Below are 17,463 nucleotides of genomic sequence, written 5' to 3'. Positions count from 1 at the left end.
ATTCCAATTTGAGGCCGCGGATGATGCGCTCGGCTATGTCGACTTTCGATCGCTTGGCTTTGACGTCCGCAAGGGTGCCTCCGACCAGACGATTGGTGTTGGTATCTTCGATATGATCAGGAGCGGCGGCTTGACGCTCATAATATTCATGGTGCGGATCAGATAGAGGCCAGTACGTGCAGCGGATGTGGACGTCTGGTTCTGGCCCACGATGCCGGCAGGTATCGAGAACAATTGGATGCAGACGGGCAGTTCGATTCAAAACTCTCGTGAACGGCCATACCGCGATGAACCAAGTCCGCTCGATCTCAAACAGTATTCCAGGTGGCCAGATGTAGAAGGCCAATCACGGGGGGAGTGCTGGCTTGAATTCTCTACGCTGGCCACCTGGTCGACGGAAGCGAGAGTGAGGGGGATCTCTCTCGCCTTCCGGAAAATTGAGTTCATGCCGCGCTCATCTGGTAGCCAAGCATCCTTCGGGCTCTGCTAAAGTGACTGCGGTCGGTAACACGTTCCACTTGGCCGAACTCGACGCGCCCGCTGGCGAGGTCTTCGAGCGCTTTGTCGTCAAGAATCCGAATGCCGTTTGGCGAAGATGGGCCAATCAATCCTCTCTCTCTAAGCTCGATCAGCAAAGAGCCTAGATCGTCGATGCCGAGACCAAGATCGGCGATACCGCACTCCATAGAGTCGCCGATAACATTGGGATCGCGACCCTCAAAAACATTGTTGTGTGACAATGCAAGTAAAAATGCGGCGATGCGCTCTAGCGGAAATTGACGCCCGCGTGCGACGATATTCGTGCGGCGATGCTCAAATTCTCGCTCTATCGCAATTTGCAGTTTTTGTTGGGCGCTGACATTACCCGCTATGACGCTCGTCAATTGAGCCCACGGAAAGCAGCTAACTTGGCACTCGCAGACGGCATTTGCGCTGCATGACTGCGTTTCGAGGAAGCCAACCCCTACAAAGTCGCCAGGGAATGCAAAATCGATGACGGACCGCTCATCGTTCCGACGTGGTTCGTACACGCAGATGGCTCCTGTTTCCACGCGGTAGAAAATCGTTCTAGCGTCGCCTTCGCGGAATAGAACCTGTCGTGCCGCGAGGCGCATAGAGCAACTCGGCTCCTGCTTGCCATGCGCTGATATAACTTCTGAGTCTGGATCGCTTGTTACAGGAGGCTTTGCCTGAACTGGGAACTCGAACAACATTTGCCCACCCCTTCGTGATCTTCGCCTTTATGCTTTGTAAATTAACAAGGGGGCGTCGTGCGTTAGTTCGTGTCTGAATTTGTAATTGTTTGTATCTGCATCTCTATGCCGTTCTAAGCAAAACGAATTTTAGACAGCGGAACGGCATTTCGCGAAGCCTTGCCTCATTACGATTCGGCCAACCAGCTATTGAAACTTTATCTAGATGCGGGCCTGCCGATTCCTACATTGTTTCGGGAAGTTCCTGTCGGTGGCGGAGAAGATTCGCCCCTTTATGCGTGGCTTGCCGAGACTATCCGAAGCGTTTGGCCGCAGCTCGTTGAGATGGGCGTCTGTGCGGGAGAACGTCCATCGGAGACGCTCGAGACAAAACTCAGGAGCGCCGTGGTCCGTGCTCGCAGTCAAATAGAAGTTCCTGCTCAAGTCTGCGCTTGGGCGCGAATGATATGATTTCCAGAGGGTTCGATCGGCGGTCTAATGGCCGCGAACGATCGGCAGCTAAAGACTCCACCGCGGCGCAAACGATAATCAGACTCTGATGGCGGCAATGCCCCTTTGCCGCTTAGCGCGTTCTGTTCAAGTACGTGTACGACGGCAACTGGATCCAGAAAATACATTCGATGACGAGTGGCCGGTCATATCCCTGAACACTTGAGGGTGCATTCGGTCGAGCTGCCGCTGCTGGCACAACATCAGACTTCGAAAGTCGATATTCGCCCAGAGCGCGGCGGGAAGCCTGCAGCCTGTGGGGCCCGCTGGCGCGTCAATTAAATCAATAAGTTAGCCGAAGATGCGCGATCGTCGATACGTTCGGCGTGTCTCGCTGGTGTCTCGACAAAGCGACCCTTGTCGGTGGTCTGCGACTCGCGGATCCTCGCGAACATGAACAAGCCTCTTCCAGAGCACGTGACACGAGCCGAGGTCGCTGAGGTCTTGAGGCTGAGCCTTCGTCAGGTCGATCGGCTCGCGAAAGATGGCACGCTAAAAAAGGTGAAGTTGAGTGCGAGCCGCAGCGGGTTCGAGCGCGAGGATTTGGATCGCTACCTTCAAACCCTCGCCGGCGGAGACGGCTACGTAAGTCGGATCGCACTTCTCACCATCGAGATCCCGGCCGGCGCTCATCACGACATCAACGAGCTAGCCGAACGACTGGACGCGAGCTTGTGCCAACGCTTGCCGGGCTGCCTCGTTAAAGTCGATGGTAGAAAAATCAACATCGCGTGGAACGCCGCGCTTGGGTACAGGCCTGAGCAGATTTTGTGAGCTACCGAAGCATACCGAGTGTGATCCGCCACGTTTTTGGCGCAGAAGCGCTTCCGGATAGGCTTAAATAACATGTTTGAAAATATCGATTGGAAGGAAGTCCACGACTACCAGCCGTTGATCGTGGGCAGTCTGGCTTTCGTTGGCGTTTTCCTTGGTCTGCTAGGCAATGGATATTTGCAGCGACGCGCGCATAAAAGAGAGATCAAACACAAGCGCAACACAGTAGCCGCAGCGCTTGCGGGCGAACTGAAAAACGCATGTCTCGCGGATTTGGAATACTACAGAGATCAATTTGACGACCTTGACGAAGAGCCAGCCATACTCATGAGAACGAAGCCGCGGACGGAGATTTACGAAAGCTTGAGACACGAAATAGGCAGGCTACAGCCCTATCAAATTGATTACGTGATCGCGGCGTATTCGTTGGTCAGTAATCTTGTCGCTCAGGACAGGTTGAACGATGATATAGCGAATCCCAACTTTGGCATCCTTGAATTAGATTCCGAGAATGTAGAAGCTTACAAAGAACAGCTCGCAGACGCGATTGAGGCCGTAAACAAAGCCATCACCGTTCTCACAGCCCCTGTCCGTCGCTCCGGCCGGCCGTCCCGAGTGACGACCAAGGTGATACGAAATCGGCGGACCTCAACGAATAACGAAACTATCGACGTCGATTCGGCGTCTTTCGCCCCTTAGCTCCTGGCCACTTCGGCCTATCCTCCACAGCAATCATTTCCCCGCCAAACCGCGCGATAAATTTCAGCGCGTGTTCCTCTTCAGCGAAGCACCACACATTGAACGACTGGTCGTCACGGTGGAACGAATGCCCGCGCGGCGAGAGTGACAGGTCCTTGCAGAACGAGCGCACCACATCGTGAGCTTTTCCCGTCGTCACATCAGCGCGCAACGCCACCTGATACGGCCAACTACTATCGATGTGATGACTGCGCATTTCGCCCTTGCGTCTGCCCATGGATCGCAGATAGAACAAATGGGGAACGCTATCAACGAAGGAAGCGCGAATGTCACCAGCTCGCAAGCAAATCGAAGACGCTCAGCACGACGAAACGACGACGCATATGCTGCTCGAAATTCGAAAGCACATCGTGGAAGAGACGGTCGCTATGCAGCCTGCCTTCGACTACGACGGGCTCGATGAGGAAGTGGCGCAAGCGCTGGTGGACTTATCCCATTACGGCGAGCGCCACCGCGAACATTTGACCCGGTACGCTAGGCAGCGGGCTAATCGGTTTGTGTATCTTAAATCCACTCGCATTGCCTATTGAACAAGGCTGCACGCGGAACTTTTGGACATGATAAGCGTCTAAGGGACCGGCTTTCTGCGATCGAGGTGATGCGTGATAGTTATCGCCAATAGCAAAGTCGAGACGGCGCGGATGTTTGCGCAGCAAAAGCACGGATCACGGCTGCGCAATCTCGATGGTGTTCCAACCATCTCGCATCTCGAAAACGTAGTCGAAATTCTTAAAGACTATGGCTACTCCGAGCCCGACGTGTTGGCGGCGGCCTACCTTCACGATTGCCTTGAAGAAACTGAGACGTCGCTTCAACATCTGGTCGTGAGGTTCGGAGATCACATAGCCGAGCTGGTGTTCTGGCTTACCGACAGCTTTGACGGAAACCGAATAACGAAGGCACTTAGATCCGCTTGGCGACTGTCAAGAGCACCGTGGGAAGCAAAACTGATTGAGCTCGCGGACATAGTCGAAAACTGTACGCGATTGCGTTCGCTCGACCTGAGTTTTGCTCATAACTATCTTGACGACAAACGCCAGGTTTTACGTCTGATGGCGGAGCGAGAAGGGCCCATGTTAATGCACTCGGCGCTATTTCAAAAAGCCGTAGCCGTCACCGACATGGCAGAAAAATAGCTTTACGATATCTAGGATTTGCCGCTTCCGAATGATATGAGGAGAAGCTTTCCGCGTTGAGTTGAGGGTAGCCGAATGTGCGGTAAGTTCACACAACTTTCGTCATGGCAAGACGTCCGCTCGTTCTCCCAGCCACTCGCAGAGACCGATACCGAAGTCGTCTCAACCCCTATGCGCTTCGCCAATATCATTCGCTTGAACGAACAGGGCGAACGTGAAGTCGTGCCGATGTGTTGGGGCTTCGCCGGCAAAGGTGACAAGAACCCCTCTCGGCCGAAGCATATGCACGCGCGCTCGGAGACAATCGACCGCCTGCCGACGTTCGCCAACGCGTTCGCGCACGGTCGCGGCATTCTCGTCGTCTACACGTTCAACGAAGGCGAAGAGCTACCCAATGGAAAAACCAAGCAATGGGTCATCACGCCGAACGACGGACAGCCGATTGCGATAGCTGTGATCTGTGAGAAGTGGACGAAGGGCGATGAAACGTTAGACACGTTCATTCAGGTTACGACACCAGCCAACACGCTCATATCGAAAATCACCGACAGAATGCCCGCCATCCTTCGACCGGAAGATTGGGAGGTGTGGCTAGGCGAGCGTGAAGGCGGTCCAGAAGACGTGAAGATGGTTCTTCGCACGTTCGACGACGGCGGCAACTGGACGATGACTGAGCAAGCGCCGAGCCGACAACCTTTGAAGTCGAAGAAGGATGAAGGGCAGGCGGGGCTATTTTAGGCGCTGTGACTGCGAATATCCTGTCCAGATATTGCGTGCCTAACTTCTTGTGGCGTTGGTCTCTGTGGTATGCATCTGAAAAAGCAAGGGAGAGAAACGGTGTACATCATCGAATATCTTTCGACGCCAGCCGGTCAACAGCCAACGATTCATATGGAACTAGCGCTTGGTTCGACGGCCGAAGAGGCTATGGACCAAGCGGATACTCATCTGCCAAAGATGGCGGCTAAATACGGTGCGCAATCCTACCGGATCATAGATCGCGATAAACGCTGCGTTGGCATTGGCCCAATAGGATTCCTGAGCCCAGAGAAACAATAGGCGTCGTGCCGATACGCACTCTAGCGTCGGTCAGCGACACACCTCACACCTATGAAAAGCGCCAAGCACGCGGTGAACGCTAAAGCCAATGCAGCGAGCGTGCTCGTCGCTGCATACGCTCCGGCGATGCAGCTCAGCAAAACCGCTGCGACCAAACATATAAAACCAAAAACCAAATACAGTTTCATGGAAGTGCCCTTGTGACCGGGCTCAAATGAGGGACCGATTTGTTCGGTTCGCAGGGCAGAACTATGTCTGGTTTTCACAGTCGCATTAGGTTCGGACTTCAGCTTTCGGGGCAAACGCTCGGAATCACGGGATTTACGCATTTTGGATGCGCAGTGATCAAACTTCGTTACTAAGATTTTCGAACGGTGCGAGTTGCCGCAGATTTCAAATATGGAACGAGTAGCGCCCCCAAGCGTACCCTCCCTGTCTCGCGCAATTCTGCGAGAGCGAATAACGATGGAGGAAATATTATGAAATATAACCGCCTCGCCTTCGCAGCTGCTGCATTGATGCTTGGCGCCGCGCCGGTAATGGCTGGTTCGACCAGCGGTTCGAAATCAGACACTTCGACCAGTGGCTCGGCGAAAATGGGTACACGTTCGGGGGCGAGCGGAGCTTCGTCGGGAACCGAAGGTGCTTCGTCGAACAGCCCCGGCGCATCTAGTTATACCCCGGGTCATCAAATGCAGAACGATAACAAATCAACGGGCCCAGGTGCTTCGGAGTATGCTCCCGGACAGCTCAAGAAGGACGACAGTTCGGGCTCTTCAAGCTCTAGAAGCTACGAGAAATAAATCCCTAGCCATAGCGCGGCGCGCTTAGTCCAAGTCATCGGGAAAAGAGCGGCGGTTGCAGAAAAGGAACAACCGCCGCACTCATTTTTAAAACCCTATCCAAACACCGCGACGCCAATACCCACGCCCTTCGTGTTCGCGCCAACGGTAGCGATGTGCATGAGCGTCACGCCAGCGCCAAGTATCCGGATAGACGGTTACGCCGAACTCGGGCCGATAGACGTGCCGCTCACGAACGTGCCAGCAGTCGCCATCTTCGTTGCACACGATTTCCGCAGATGCAGTTGTTGCGGTAACGGCCAAAAAGCTCGCGGCGATTGCCGCACCCTTAAGAAGAAGCTTCATATCGGTATCTCCTCCGATCACACACGTCGGCGCCAATCCCACACGAGCCCGACGCCGGACCGCTGAGAAAACCGAGGCAGAGGCTCCAGAGTTCCGATAATTCGTTGTCTGAATATTTATTCAGCTTGGAAGCGCGTAAGATTTCAAAATCCGACATCTTCGCGCCCTTCTTAAGCCTCGCGATTACCCACCTGGGCTTACGGCCCCGTCCCGTCCAAGTGTCGCTCGGATCATCAGGGTTTGCGTACTTTGCGATGCCCTTCGTCTTGCTCGCTCCGCGACCACTCACGCCAACAAGCTCGGAAACTGAATATCCGTGCTCGCTTGCCAATACTGCAAGCTTTTTCTTGAGTTCAGCTTTCTCGCGGGCTCTTACCTCGGAGATTGCGATTTTTAGCTTGTGATCTAGGGCGACCAGTTCTTTTAAGCTGAGCTTTTCAATATTGATTGTTGCCACGATCAACTCCGACCAATCACAAAACACGACAAATAAAATGCAAATCTCAATGCGATCCGCCTGTCAAGGCAACGCCATTGTCGTATTCGATTTGATGCGTTCGCGCGCCGCCTGCCGTGTCTCATGCGCCTTATCAACGCCCCCGCTTCCTAGCCGCCTTCCTTCGCGCCTCCCGCTGTTCTTCATTGGCGCATGCACTTTCTTTCGCATAACGCAACGCATCATGCGCCTTAACACTGTGTCTCCGACGACTGGCCTTCTTCCTTTCGGCTCTTGCCAAAGCTTTCGCTGCTAACTCTTCAGCGCTTGGCTTCGGCTTTAATGCCTTCAGCGCCGCCCTCTTCGCCTTTACCTTGTCCAATGCCCGGCGCTTCACGGCTTTCTTACGTGCCAACGCGCTCTTCCTCAGACACGATAGGACGCAAGGAGCCGCCGCCAACGCGCTGCTCGATGCTGCGTTATATTTATCAACCTCTTCCGCAAGTGTCGTGCCGTGCATCCCTGCCAATACGGCCAGAACTGATAACGGATCTAAGCATTTCGTCATTCCATAAAATTCCAAATGAAGGAGGCCAGGAAGTTGAGCTTCCCGGCCTCAAAATAAGATGTTGTCGGCTTTGTCGGCTTTGTCGGCTGTGTGCGGCGCAGCACCACTATTATATTACGGCACTTAAGTCTCTTTTGGTACGTCCGCAAATTTCAACGGAGATGCACGGGTGTAATATGGTGCTTATGCGGAGGTAAGCGAAATGGAAGCGAGCCTTCTTCGAATAATCGCGCTGTGCAGAAAAATCCAGAAGACACCCGATGAAGTGTTACGGGAGCTGGATCGGGTAAGTTTGATTGTGGTCCGCGAGGAACTACTTCGGCTGCAGCGAGAGATTGAAGCAATTGTTTCGCGCCTCAAGTTCATTGACGCGCCAGACCAAACTACAACGTCTCGGCATTAAGCCCGCGCTAGGCCAAGCTCGGAAGGCTGCGGCATCTGACCAGCCCGACCGACTTGATCAATAATCTGATCATCGAAACTTCTGGGCTATCACGCGTGGGCGCGAATTGCTCAGCCAAGCTCTGGCTTGCCAACGCACTGCCTATGATGTTGCAGCTTTGGAATGCTGCTTTGAGCGTCTCGTGAAGTGTTGGGTCGACGACGTCAGGCTTCGGAAGTTTCGCTTCAATGTGGGAGCGATACGCGTTGTCGAGTTGCGCGTTGAACGCGTCGGCTTTGAATGTCGGCGCGTATATGTCTACCCGTTCGCCTGTAGTTTGCGCGGCAGCTTCTTTACTGAGAGCGTTGGATAAAGCGAACGCGTCGACGCCGCTATTGGTGTCGGCGTCAATGGCGCCAAATTGATCAAATGTCTTCATTTAATTGCTTTCTAGGCCATGCCTTTTGGGGTGAAACGCATGAAAAGGCCCGCAAAGTGGTGTGCTTGCGGGAATGCGGAGCAGATAATGATCGCTGATCGGCGAATAACGCCTTGGCCCAATTGCGATTGGGCGCGAATTAATGATCGGCGACAGACATGTATGTTAGAGTGCAAAAGATATGTGATCGATTTACCAAACGTTGACGCTTTACCAACCAGGAGTGGAGGGTATGAAGCAGCTGCCAAGCGCATTGATCGTGGAAGATGATCCATCATTTCGCATGAGCTTGGCTGAAGAATTAGAGGCGACTTTCAATACTGTCGCTGCAAGTTCGGCCGACGAAGCCTTAGATGTGTTAGAACAACGAGGCGACATCTGCGTCGTCTTCACTAGCCTCCTAATCCCTGGATCAATCGACGGCATTGAACTTGCTCATTACATCCGCAAACGTTGGCCGCCTGCGATCTTGGTAGTTACTTCCGGTCGGCACGTTTCCAAGGCTGATCTTCCGACGGGGCGTACGTTCATTGCAAAAACGCATGAGCCACATGAACTCTCATTGTTGGTGAGAGATGTACGACGGTGCTTAACAGAGATTTCCCCCGCAAACCTTCCAAGTGCCAGCGTGCATTCGGCAGAGCAGATTACGTTTCGCAGACTGCAGAGCCCATTCCACGAGACAAATGGCGCGGGCTTCACGCAGGAGACAAACACTTGGACGTTAGTGGCTGATGCTGCCTCTGGTGATCTATGCGTCGAGCATCAGTGGTCGTACGTCGATCCTTTTGGACAAGGCAACCCGGATCGCGGAACGTCTACCGTGTCGGTCGAAAGCTTTCTGACGGGCAATGCAGACGACGACGTAAAGCAGAAGCTGAGAGATATTCTGCTAAGCCCGCCTGCACTTTGAAATAAAAAGAAGCAAAAGCCAAAGAGGAAACAATGGCAAAATATTCGAGCGCTCTGCTGGCGCTAACAGCAAGTCTTGCTCTCGGCGCGATGACGGTGGCCGCCAATGCCGGGCACAGAGACAGCGGCGGTAACAACGGAAATAGCGGAAATATGCACCATCACGACGGCGGCGATGGCAGCATGCATCATCACGACGACGGGATGGGCCACAGACGCGGTCGGGGATACTGGCACGGCGGTCTCTGGGTGCCGTTCGTCGGCATTGACGAGGGACCGCACTGCTGGTGGCGCCACGGACATCGGCACTGCCGCGAATACTGAGTACGAAGTGCCCTCGCTTAGCAGCAAGCTGGCGGCGTAGACAATCAAGTCTCGGCGGAAAACACTGCCGCGGCTTGGTTGACGATGACGTATCTGTGCGCGGTTATTTCTTTCAAATAGTCCTCGCGCAGATTGCCGAGTTCGCCAGTTTTAAGGTGCTGCCACGGACCCTGGTCGCGAACATGCTCAGGCAAACTGTCGAAGCTACCTACCTCGAAAACGAGATGGAGCGTTTGGTCTGTCATCGAACGGCGGATGGAATATTGCATTGCCCTGTATAGCACGCCACGTTCGCCGACGTTCGCATAAAAAGAGCGACGGCGGGTGACACCATCGCTCCCTGGCCTTACCGGCAGAATGCGGGACGCACTCTGTTGAAGTCGCTCCTGCCGGGGTTTGAGGTCGGCGAGAGTGACTGGCCATAGAAAATCGCGACTTCGAACGGGCTACAAGCTTGACCGCAGTGCACTGAGGAATTTGCGGCGACGTGTAGCCGGATCGCATCGGCGCAGTTTACGCCGCTAATAGAATGACAGTCCCCATCTTCGTGGCGTGCTCAGCCACATGCGCGGCGCTGGACAGTTCGCGAAGGACGTTCGACACGTGCGACGTCGAGCAGCCCAACGCCCCGCCTAGCGCGCGATGACCCGCATGTACTTCTCCGCCTCTGTCTTTGACCAGCTCCTACAGGCGCCACCGAAGGTGTCTCAAGCGCGGTCTTGTCGACGCCGTCGGAAGCGGCGTGTGCCAGGACCGACCCGAGCCTGATACGGATTTCGCTATCGCCGACGCTGACGTCTTGTAGGACGAGCCGAACATTCGGCGGCTTGAGGTCCGTTGGGCCATTTCTGAGTTGTCTCTCAGGAGCGACACACTAGCGCCGCGATCATGTCAGGCGAGATTCTCAGCTCGCCGTTCGCCATACGCTTTTGCAGATCGCTAACCTCGGCTCCAAGCTCGTCGCGTCAAACTTTGATGCCGACGAGCCGCTCGATAGAATAGGAATTTGCGGCAACAGCGAACTTTACTATTGGACAGGAAAAGTCGGGGTGGAAGGGTATGCAGACGATTTCTGAGAACAGGCACTTAAAAATTGGCGGTCTGGTCTTCCCAAATTTGGACCAATGTGACTTCACGGGCCCTCCGGACTTACTTACAATTCGTTCGACTTCTTCTTCAGTAATCTTGGCCACAAAAAGAGCCCCTCCACTTTGTCCGTTACCGGACATTTGCAGGAGTTTGGGTTGGTACCAGTCTTCTGGCGTCGCATTGTCGAAGGACGTGCCCTCGAGTATCCAGGAGCACGCGCACATTTCACCCGTCTGGTACACACCCTGGATTGCTTGTAAGGAAATCGCCGGATGAGACCCAACGTTCTCGGTATCGCGGGGTTGGCCACCGTTGTATTGGGCATGGCTGTGGAGACGGCGACAGCGGCGGATCTGGCCATCTCTGCACGCGAGGCTCGCGCCATCGCAAAGGAAGCCACTATCTACGGCTTCCCGCTCGTCGACAACTATCGCATTCAGTACTCATACTTCGTCGATCGCGACAATCCCGAGTACAAGGCGCCGTGGAACACGATCAACAACGTGGCGCGGGTCTTCAAGCCGGACGACAAAGCAATCCAGACACCCAACTCGGATACGCCGTATTCCCAGCTCGGCGCCGATCTCAGGGCCGAGCCCATCGTCATCACTGTTCCGGCCGTCGAGAAGGATCGCTACTACTCCCTACAATTCATCGATATGTATACGCACAACTTTGCCTATGTTGGCAGCAGAGCGACCGGGAACGAAGCGGGAAGCTTTCTCCTCGCCGGTCCGCGGTGGACGGGAGAGGCTCCCAAGGGGGTCAAGGCGGTGATCCGCTCCGAGACCGACTTTGATTTTGTGCTCTATCGAACGCAGCTCAAAAATTCCGCGGACATCGAGGCCGTAAAAGCCGTTCAGGCAGGCTACAAAGTGCAGACCTTGTCACAGTTTCTGGGCAAGACGCCCAACGCTGTTCCAGACATTGTTTTCGTGAAGCCGCTCACTGCCGAGGAGCAGCGCACATCGCCCGCGTTCTTCAACATTCTGAGCTTCGTACTTCAATTCTGTCCGACGCACCCGAGTGAAACCGCCCTCATGGCTCGTTTTGCCAAGCTCGGCATCGGCGGTGGCAAGAAGTTCGACGTGCAGGCCCTCGCTCCCGACATACGTCAGGCTGTCCAGGATGGAATGGCAGATGCCTGGAAAGATTTTGCCAAGTTCAAGAAGACCGCGATTGACACGGGCAAAAGGCCGAGCAGCGACGCCTTCGGCACCCGTGAGTTCTTGAAGAACGATTACATGGTCCGCATGTCCGGAGCCGTTCTCGGCATCTATGGAAACAGCAAGGAGGAAGCGCTCTATCCGGCCTACTTCACAGACGCGAATGGACAGTCGCTCGATGCGACCAGTCAACGCTATACGCTGCGCTTTGCGCCGGGCGCGCTGCCGCCCGCCAACGCATTCTGGTCAGTGACGATGTACGAGCTGCCCTCGAGCCTTCTCAGTGCCAATCCACTCAACCGGTATCTCATCAACTCGCCGATGTTACCTGGGCTCAAGAAGGATGCTGACGGCGGCATAACCCTCTACTTGCAGCATGAAACGCCCGGCAAGGACAAAGAGGCGAACTGGCTGCCTGCACCGAAGGGTCCGTTCTGGATTGTCATGCGCCTCTACTGGCCAAAGCCCGAGGCGCTTGACGGGCGGTGGAAAGCTCCCGCGCTCGAACTTGCGAAGTGACAAACGATAGGGGTTCCGTAATGAAGAAATCATTGTTCACGTTAATACTGACTCTCGCGTCCAGCTTCCCCGCCCTGGCCGAGACTGCCTCACCATCGCCGTCCATTCCAGTTACGGCCGACAACTTTATTCGAGCGGAATCGGATCTGTACTTCTCCGGCATCGTCCAGAACGGCGGCTTCGGCAAGTTCGATCATACGCGTGAGCCCGCTCCCATCGACAAGCAGACCGTCATCCGCCTTAATCGCGATACGCTATATTCTTCCGCCGTGTTCGATCTCGATGCCGGTCCAGTGACGATCACGCTGCCCAATGCTGGCGATCGTTTTATGTCGATGCAGGTGTTTGACGAAGACCAGTATACCCATGAAGTGTATCACGAAGCCGGCTCGTACACGCTGACCAGAAAAGCGATCGGCACACGCTACGTGGCGGTCGCTGTGCGCACCCTGGTCGATCCCTCGAACCCTGAAGATGTCAAACAGGTTCATGCCCTTCAGGATGCGATCAAGGTTGAGAAAGAGGTCTTGGGGAAATTCGAGGTCCCAAACTGGGACCAGACCAGTCAGAAAAAGGTGCGCGACGCACTACTTGTTCTTGCGTCGACCCTGACCGACACAAAACGCATGTATGGCAGCAAGGACGAGGTCGATCCGGTGCGTTATCTCATCGGTGCGGCCAATGGCTGGGGCGCCAATCCGCCTAATGAGGCGCTCTATCTCAACATCACGCCACCTAAGAACGATGGCACCACGATCTATAAGCTGAAAGTCAAGGATGTGCCGGTCGACGGCTTCTGGTCGGTCAGCGTCTATAACGCGGACGGCTATTATGAGCCCAACACCCTCAATGCCTATTCGCTGAACAACATCACCGCAAAGAAGGGCGACGACGGCTCGGTCGCCATTCAATTCGGCGGTTGCGACGGCAAGATCGCCAACTGCTTTCCGATCGTGAAGGGATGGAACTACATGGTGCGCCTCTATCGGCCGCGCCCAGAGATACTCGACGGAAGGTGGACATTCCCCGAGGCGCAGCCGGCGAACTAACTCTTTTTCTCTGCGCGCCTTCACAACCTGCAAAATGGTCCGCTAGGCGTCGCCAACGATTGCGTCCTGGGTAGTCGCCTATCGGCCCTAGGCTGATGTCGGTATCGGTCGAACCCACTTCCGCTTACAATTGAGGAAGCTGAAATCGCGCGTAGGATGTGCAAGAGAGCGGGATATCAATAAACCTTAACGACGAGGCAAAAGTTCTCATCTTCATCATCTCCGGCGCGCCATCAAAAAAATACAATCAAATCAACTCCCAAATCTGCACCCTGCCGAACAAAAATGAGAACTCCTCACTGGAGATAATCACTTTTGGAGAGAGATGTATCCGCGTTCCGCGCAAGATCGGACAAGAGATCGGCGTAGTTGAAACGACCGCTTTTGGCCGATTTTGTTGCAAAACTCGGCGTTGTGTCGGTGATCTCTCGCCTGGGGTAGCTTGGCGATCTTTTCGCGGTGCCCGATCACTCGGGTGGTCTCTTCACTTTGCCGCCCTCACGCTGCTGCGGCTTGGGCAGTCAACCTAGCCATCCGTCGGAGGTTCTGAGCGATGGCGGCGAGAGTGAACTCGTCCTGGACGCCCCTCGGTCCACGCAACCGCAGGCGCCCCATCCTCAAGATGCGCTTCAAGTGCGCAAACAGCATCTCGACTTTCTTTCGCTGGCGTCGCGTCTGTTCATAGGCCTTGGTTTCGGCGATGTGGCGGGCAACGTCACGGGCTGCCTCATGGATGCTGCGCGGGACTTTTCTCTGCGGCGTCTTCGGACAGCATCGCGACTTCAATGGGCAGACGCGGCAGTCATTGACGCTTGCTAGGTAGGCAAGCGTGCCGCCATCGCGAACGCGGCCGGTTGTGGTCAGCTCGGCACCGGCCGGGCAGACATAGCAATCTCGCTTGGCATCGTACATGAAGTCTGACCGACTGAATGTGCCATCCTCTCGCGCGGACTTGTCGATCACCGGGACATGCGGCGCGATGCCTTTTTCCTCGACCAGCCAAGCAAGATTTTCGGCCGAGCCATAAGCGGTATCGGCCGCTAGCCAGTCAGGCTTCAACCCGAAGCGCCGTTCGGTGCGGGCGATCATGGTGCGTGATGCACCAACCTCAGCCTGTCGGATTGCGCGCGAGGCTTCGACATCGACGATGATGCCGTGCTTGGTATCGATCAGATAGTTGTCGGCATAGGCAAAGATCGCCTTGCTCTTCTGCGCGCCAGTCCACTGGGCCGCCGGATCAGATGCTGCGACGAACTTCGGCGCGACTGGCGACGCCTTGCCGTACGCGGCATCATCGAGGGTTTCAAAATACTCCCGCACCGCGCGTCGCGCCGTCGAGGCATCGATATCTTTGTCCCACTCCGAACCTGGCTTCGAGCGGCACTTGTTGGCATCGGCCTCGATGAGGCTGGCGTCGACGGCGAAACCTTCCCCGCCCACCAGGCGCGCTCTGATACAAGCTGCGACCACGCGTTCGAACACAACGCGGAGCACATTGCTGTCGCGGAAGCGTTCGTTACGGGCACGCGAGAATGCCGAGTGATCGGGAACTTTGTCTTCGATGCCAAGCCCACAGAACCAGCGATACGCGAGATTGACCTGAACCTCGCAGACGAGTTGTCGTTCGGATCGGATCGCGAAGACGTAGCCGAGGACGAGCATCCGGATCAAGAGTTCCGGATCGATCGACGGCCGGCCGGTGTTGGAATAGTGCGGCGCAAGTTCAACGTGCAGCCAACTCAAGTCGAGAACAGCTGCGATGCCGCGCACCAGATGGTCTTGCGGAACGGCATCATCGAGATCGAACGCATAAAACAACTGCGCCTGGCCATGCTCCCGACGTCCCATCATCGCTCATCTCCGTCGCTGCCCCTTGCAGACGAACGGAATCACGGTTCGCAAACACTCTCAACGATGAGTTTTGCAACACAATCGGCCCCGAGCCGACTTTTCGAAGTTTATGCAGTCGCAGTCGGCCTTGTCCGCAATGCCGAGAAAGCGGACATCGATCGGATGATTAAATCGTTGGCTCACTCCTCAGGTGACCACGTCCGGAGTTCTCCGGCAAGCGGATGGGACGACTTCTTCCACTAACGAAGAGACGCAAACTTCACAGAATGATGAGCACACTTCCGCTTTTCCTTCGAAAGGGCTCAGATCGAACCTGATCTCAGCGAAACTGGCCGCGGCTTTCACCCTAGGTCGATTTCGCCTTCAACGACGTGCTTAAGGTCGGTACCGTCGGCAGTGAGCACCACTTTGACCTTGAGGATTCCCTTACCCTCTAACGTCCGCTCACGAACGACACGCTCTATCTCCTGTTGCGAGGTCACGCCGACGTGCTTCAGAAATTTGCGCAACGACATATTGAAACGCTCGCTTTCCATTGGCATCCTCTCAAATTTTCTGACCATGCTGCTGCACACCACGCCTATATCGTAAGCCTCAAGAATATCGGACACCATCCATGTTTCTTATGCTGTGGTTGTGGGTTTAGAAATTGATCAAGCCACCCGCGCTGATGAATTCGGCGCTGTCCAGATTCCCGACGGACGGTGAGAGGCCCGCGACATCGGCATCATACCGCTGATACTTCAGGTAGACCGTCATTGCTACGGCATCGATTTCCTGCGCGATGCCGCCGCCAAAGCGGCGTAGCGTACTTGAGGTTGCGCCAAGCGCCAGTGCTCCGGGGCCGAGTTGGTCGTTGTATTGCGCATAGTCAGCGTAGACGATGGTTGCCCCAAGCGACGTCCAGTTCTGTCGAATACCGCCCTTGAAGTACCACTGATGGCTGTTGGGAGGGGTAATGCCGCCAGCCAACACCGTATTGCTGTTGTCTTCTCGACCAAACGCACCGTGAATGAAGAGACCAGTTGCTAGATGCTGGATATAACCGCCTGTTTGGAAGAAGTTCGTGTCTTTCTTGCTCCCCGCCGGGAGTGCAACAGAGACTCCCGCGTCGGTGTTTTCAGAATAGCCGACGCCTAACAAAACTTTGAACCCACTCCATACGCCCGTGTACCGAGCGGCGATCTCCCAATCATCATCCTCCCCCCAACTCGCCGATGCTGAGCAACCGAGAAAGACCGGCGTGTCGTAACGCACCGAGTTCATAACGAGTCCATCGCAGTCGCCGCCGAGCGGTACGCCTTGTGAATAGCAGAACCCCAGCTGACCCCACGTCAGAGATGGAGGCGCGAGATTGCCGCCACTGCGAATTACGAACTGTGGAAAGCCTGCGAGGAACGTGTAATTGTCGATAATCTGCGTACCGGATTGATCGGTAAACATCGCAGCACTCTTCGCAGCGTCTGCCTGCCTACCAACGCTAACCTTGCCCAACTCTTTGCTCTGCAGGAACCAGTACGACATCTGGACGTTGAGGCCTTGGCTGAAGTCAGGCGAAAACTGGTTCATCGCCTGACCGGTCGCTGCGTTCCGGCCAAAGGGATTGTCATCGAGATTCTGGATGCGGAGCGTGTAGCCGGCGGTCCAACCTGGAGCGATCTTCGCTTCGCCGGTGAATTTGACATGCGTCGCCTGTGTCGGCCCTAACCCATGCAGATAGACGTTGCTTTCCCCTCCGTCGTCCCACCACGTAACCTCTTGCGCCACGTAGCCCGAGATCGTCAGCGAAACTTTGCGATTTCCTTTGCGCGCCGTCGTCGCTTCGAGTTCTCCAACTCGCTCTTCCAGATCTGCGCAGCAGTCGCCACCGAGATCGGCTGCTTGGATGGGCGTCGTCCCGGTAGCGGCTAACGTCGCGAGAGCGCTGAGGACCAGGAAGAGGTGGCTGCCTCGATTCATTCTAGCGTTCTCCAAAGCTGCTTTTGGTTAGGCAGGCCTTCGCCGAGTGCTTTTCCCGTTTCCCGATTCGCAGGAAGAACAAGAGCTTAGACCTCGTCGCCAAGCTTATGGTGGCGACGCTGCCGCGTCCCCTCATGAATCGATAGGCTGGTAACGGACGGGACACCTCCTTCCCCGATTGAGACAACGA

The 17,463-nt window shown here is 55.4% G+C and carries 18 protein-coding genes; 10 read left to right on the top strand and 8 right to left on the bottom strand.

Annotated features, from left to right (window positions below; all coding sequences use genetic code 11):
• Window positions 1–443: 443 nt before the first annotated feature.
• Window positions 444–1,115, bottom strand: coding sequence for a Crp/Fnr family transcriptional regulator (locus HYPMC_RS15225; protein WP_050976797.1), 672 nt, complete (start codon window positions 1,113–1,115; stop codon window positions 444–446).
• Window positions 1,116–2,096: 981 nt separating this feature from the next.
• On the opposite strand from HYPMC_RS15225, the gene HYPMC_RS15220 reads away from it, so the two are divergent.
• The 6 genes from HYPMC_RS15220 to HYPMC_RS15195 all read left to right on the top strand — a co-directional run bounded on the left by HYPMC_RS15220 (window position 2,097) and on the right by HYPMC_RS15195 (window position 5,431).
• The gene (locus tag HYPMC_RS15220) at window positions 2,097–2,477 is read left to right on the top strand and encodes an AlpA family transcriptional regulator (RefSeq protein WP_013948889.1); all 381 of its coding nucleotides are present in this window, start codon (window positions 2,097–2,099) and stop codon (window positions 2,475–2,477) included.
• Window positions 2,478–2,549: 72 nt separating this feature from the next.
• The gene (locus HYPMC_RS15215) at window positions 2,550–3,176 is read left to right on the top strand and encodes a hypothetical protein (RefSeq protein WP_013948888.1); all 627 of its coding nucleotides are present in this window, start codon (window positions 2,550–2,552) and stop codon (window positions 3,174–3,176) included.
• A 326-nt stretch (window positions 3,177–3,502) separates the two neighbouring features.
• Complete coding sequence (locus HYPMC_RS15210) at window positions 3,503–3,766, top strand: hypothetical protein (RefSeq protein ID WP_013948886.1); 264 nt, start codon at window positions 3,503–3,505, stop codon at window positions 3,764–3,766.
• Between the two features lie 72 nt (window positions 3,767–3,838).
• Window positions 3,839–4,372, top strand: coding sequence for an HD domain-containing protein (locus tag HYPMC_RS15205; protein WP_013948885.1), 534 nt, complete (start codon window positions 3,839–3,841; stop codon window positions 4,370–4,372).
• Window positions 4,373–4,447: 75 nt separating this feature from the next.
• Window positions 4,448–5,110 carry an SOS response-associated peptidase gene (locus HYPMC_RS23320; RefSeq protein WP_013948884.1) on the top strand — a complete coding sequence of 221 codons (663 nt, stop codon included), beginning with the start codon at window positions 4,448–4,450 and terminating at the stop codon, window positions 5,108–5,110.
• A gap of 99 nt (window positions 5,111–5,209) precedes the next feature.
• On the top strand, window positions 5,210–5,431 hold the full coding sequence (locus HYPMC_RS15195) for a hypothetical protein (RefSeq protein WP_013948883.1): 222 nt from the start codon (window positions 5,210–5,212) through the stop codon (window positions 5,429–5,431).
• Between the two features lie 890 nt (window positions 5,432–6,321).
• Here HYPMC_RS15195 and HYPMC_RS15190 read toward each other — a convergent pair.
• The 3 genes from HYPMC_RS15190 to HYPMC_RS15170 all read right to left on the bottom strand — a co-directional run bounded on the left by HYPMC_RS15190 (window position 6,322) and on the right by HYPMC_RS15170 (window position 8,404).
• Window positions 6,322–6,579, bottom strand: coding sequence for a hypothetical protein (locus tag HYPMC_RS15190; RefSeq protein ID WP_013948881.1), 258 nt, complete (start codon window positions 6,577–6,579; stop codon window positions 6,322–6,324).
• Window positions 6,563–7,036: an H-NS family nucleoid-associated regulatory protein gene (locus HYPMC_RS15185; protein ID WP_013948880.1), complete on the bottom strand. Its 474-nt coding sequence runs from the start codon at window positions 7,034–7,036 to the stop codon at window positions 6,563–6,565. The genes HYPMC_RS15190 and HYPMC_RS15185 overlap by 17 nt, the downstream gene beginning before the upstream one ends.
• A gap of 957 nt (window positions 7,037–7,993) precedes the next feature.
• Window positions 7,994–8,404: a hypothetical protein gene (locus HYPMC_RS15170; protein WP_013948877.1), complete on the bottom strand. Its 411-nt coding sequence runs from the start codon at window positions 8,402–8,404 to the stop codon at window positions 7,994–7,996.
• 232 nt (window positions 8,405–8,636) lie between these two features.
• Here HYPMC_RS15170 and HYPMC_RS23315 point away from each other — a divergent pair, with 232 nt between their 5' ends.
• Together HYPMC_RS23315 and HYPMC_RS15160 are read left to right on the top strand one after the other, a co-directional pair.
• Window positions 8,637–9,317 (top strand): response regulator transcription factor, encoded by a 681-nt coding sequence (locus HYPMC_RS23315; protein ID WP_013948876.1) that lies wholly within the window; start codon window positions 8,637–8,639, stop codon window positions 9,315–9,317.
• 32 nt (window positions 9,318–9,349) lie between these two features.
• Window positions 9,350–9,640 (top strand): hypothetical protein, encoded by a 291-nt coding sequence (locus HYPMC_RS15160; RefSeq protein ID WP_041300199.1) that lies wholly within the window; start codon window positions 9,350–9,352, stop codon window positions 9,638–9,640.
• 44 nt (window positions 9,641–9,684) lie between these two features.
• On the opposite strand, the gene HYPMC_RS15155 is transcribed toward HYPMC_RS15160, so the two are convergent.
• Entirely contained in the window at window positions 9,685–9,885 is a 201-nt protein-coding gene (locus HYPMC_RS15155; RefSeq protein ID WP_244420901.1) for a hypothetical protein, read from the bottom strand.
• A 1,116-nt stretch (window positions 9,886–11,001) separates the two neighbouring features.
• Here HYPMC_RS15155 and HYPMC_RS15145 point away from each other — a divergent pair.
• Window positions 11,002–12,414, top strand: coding sequence for a DUF1254 domain-containing protein (locus tag HYPMC_RS15145; RefSeq protein ID WP_013948871.1), 1,413 nt, complete (start codon window positions 11,002–11,004; stop codon window positions 12,412–12,414).
• Between the two features lie 20 nt (window positions 12,415–12,434).
• Entirely contained in the window at window positions 12,435–13,463 is a 1,029-nt protein-coding gene (locus HYPMC_RS15140) for a DUF1254 domain-containing protein (protein ID WP_013948870.1), read from the top strand.
• A 498-nt stretch (window positions 13,464–13,961) separates the two neighbouring features.
• Here the strand turns inward: HYPMC_RS15140 and HYPMC_RS15135 are convergent, their stop codons facing one another.
• The 3 genes from HYPMC_RS15135 to HYPMC_RS15125 all read right to left on the bottom strand — a co-directional run bounded on the left by HYPMC_RS15135 (window position 13,962) and on the right by HYPMC_RS15125 (window position 17,273).
• Entirely contained in the window at window positions 13,962–15,314 is a 1,353-nt protein-coding gene (locus HYPMC_RS15135) for an IS1182 family transposase (RefSeq protein WP_013948869.1), read from the bottom strand.
• 341 nt (window positions 15,315–15,655) lie between these two features.
• Window positions 15,656–15,850, bottom strand: a complete 195-nt coding sequence (locus HYPMC_RS15130; protein ID WP_013948867.1) for a DUF6494 family protein — start codon at window positions 15,848–15,850, stop codon at window positions 15,656–15,658.
• A 106-nt stretch (window positions 15,851–15,956) separates the two neighbouring features.
• Entirely contained in the window at window positions 15,957–17,273 is a 1,317-nt protein-coding gene (locus HYPMC_RS15125; protein ID WP_013948866.1) for a porin, read from the bottom strand.
• Window positions 17,274–17,463: the final 190 nt, after the last annotated feature.

The organism is Hyphomicrobium sp. MC1, assembly GCF_000253295.1.
Taxonomy (GTDB): domain Bacteria; phylum Pseudomonadota; class Alphaproteobacteria; order Rhizobiales; family Hyphomicrobiaceae; genus Hyphomicrobium_B.
This window is presented reverse-complemented; position numbering and strand designations above follow the sequence as displayed.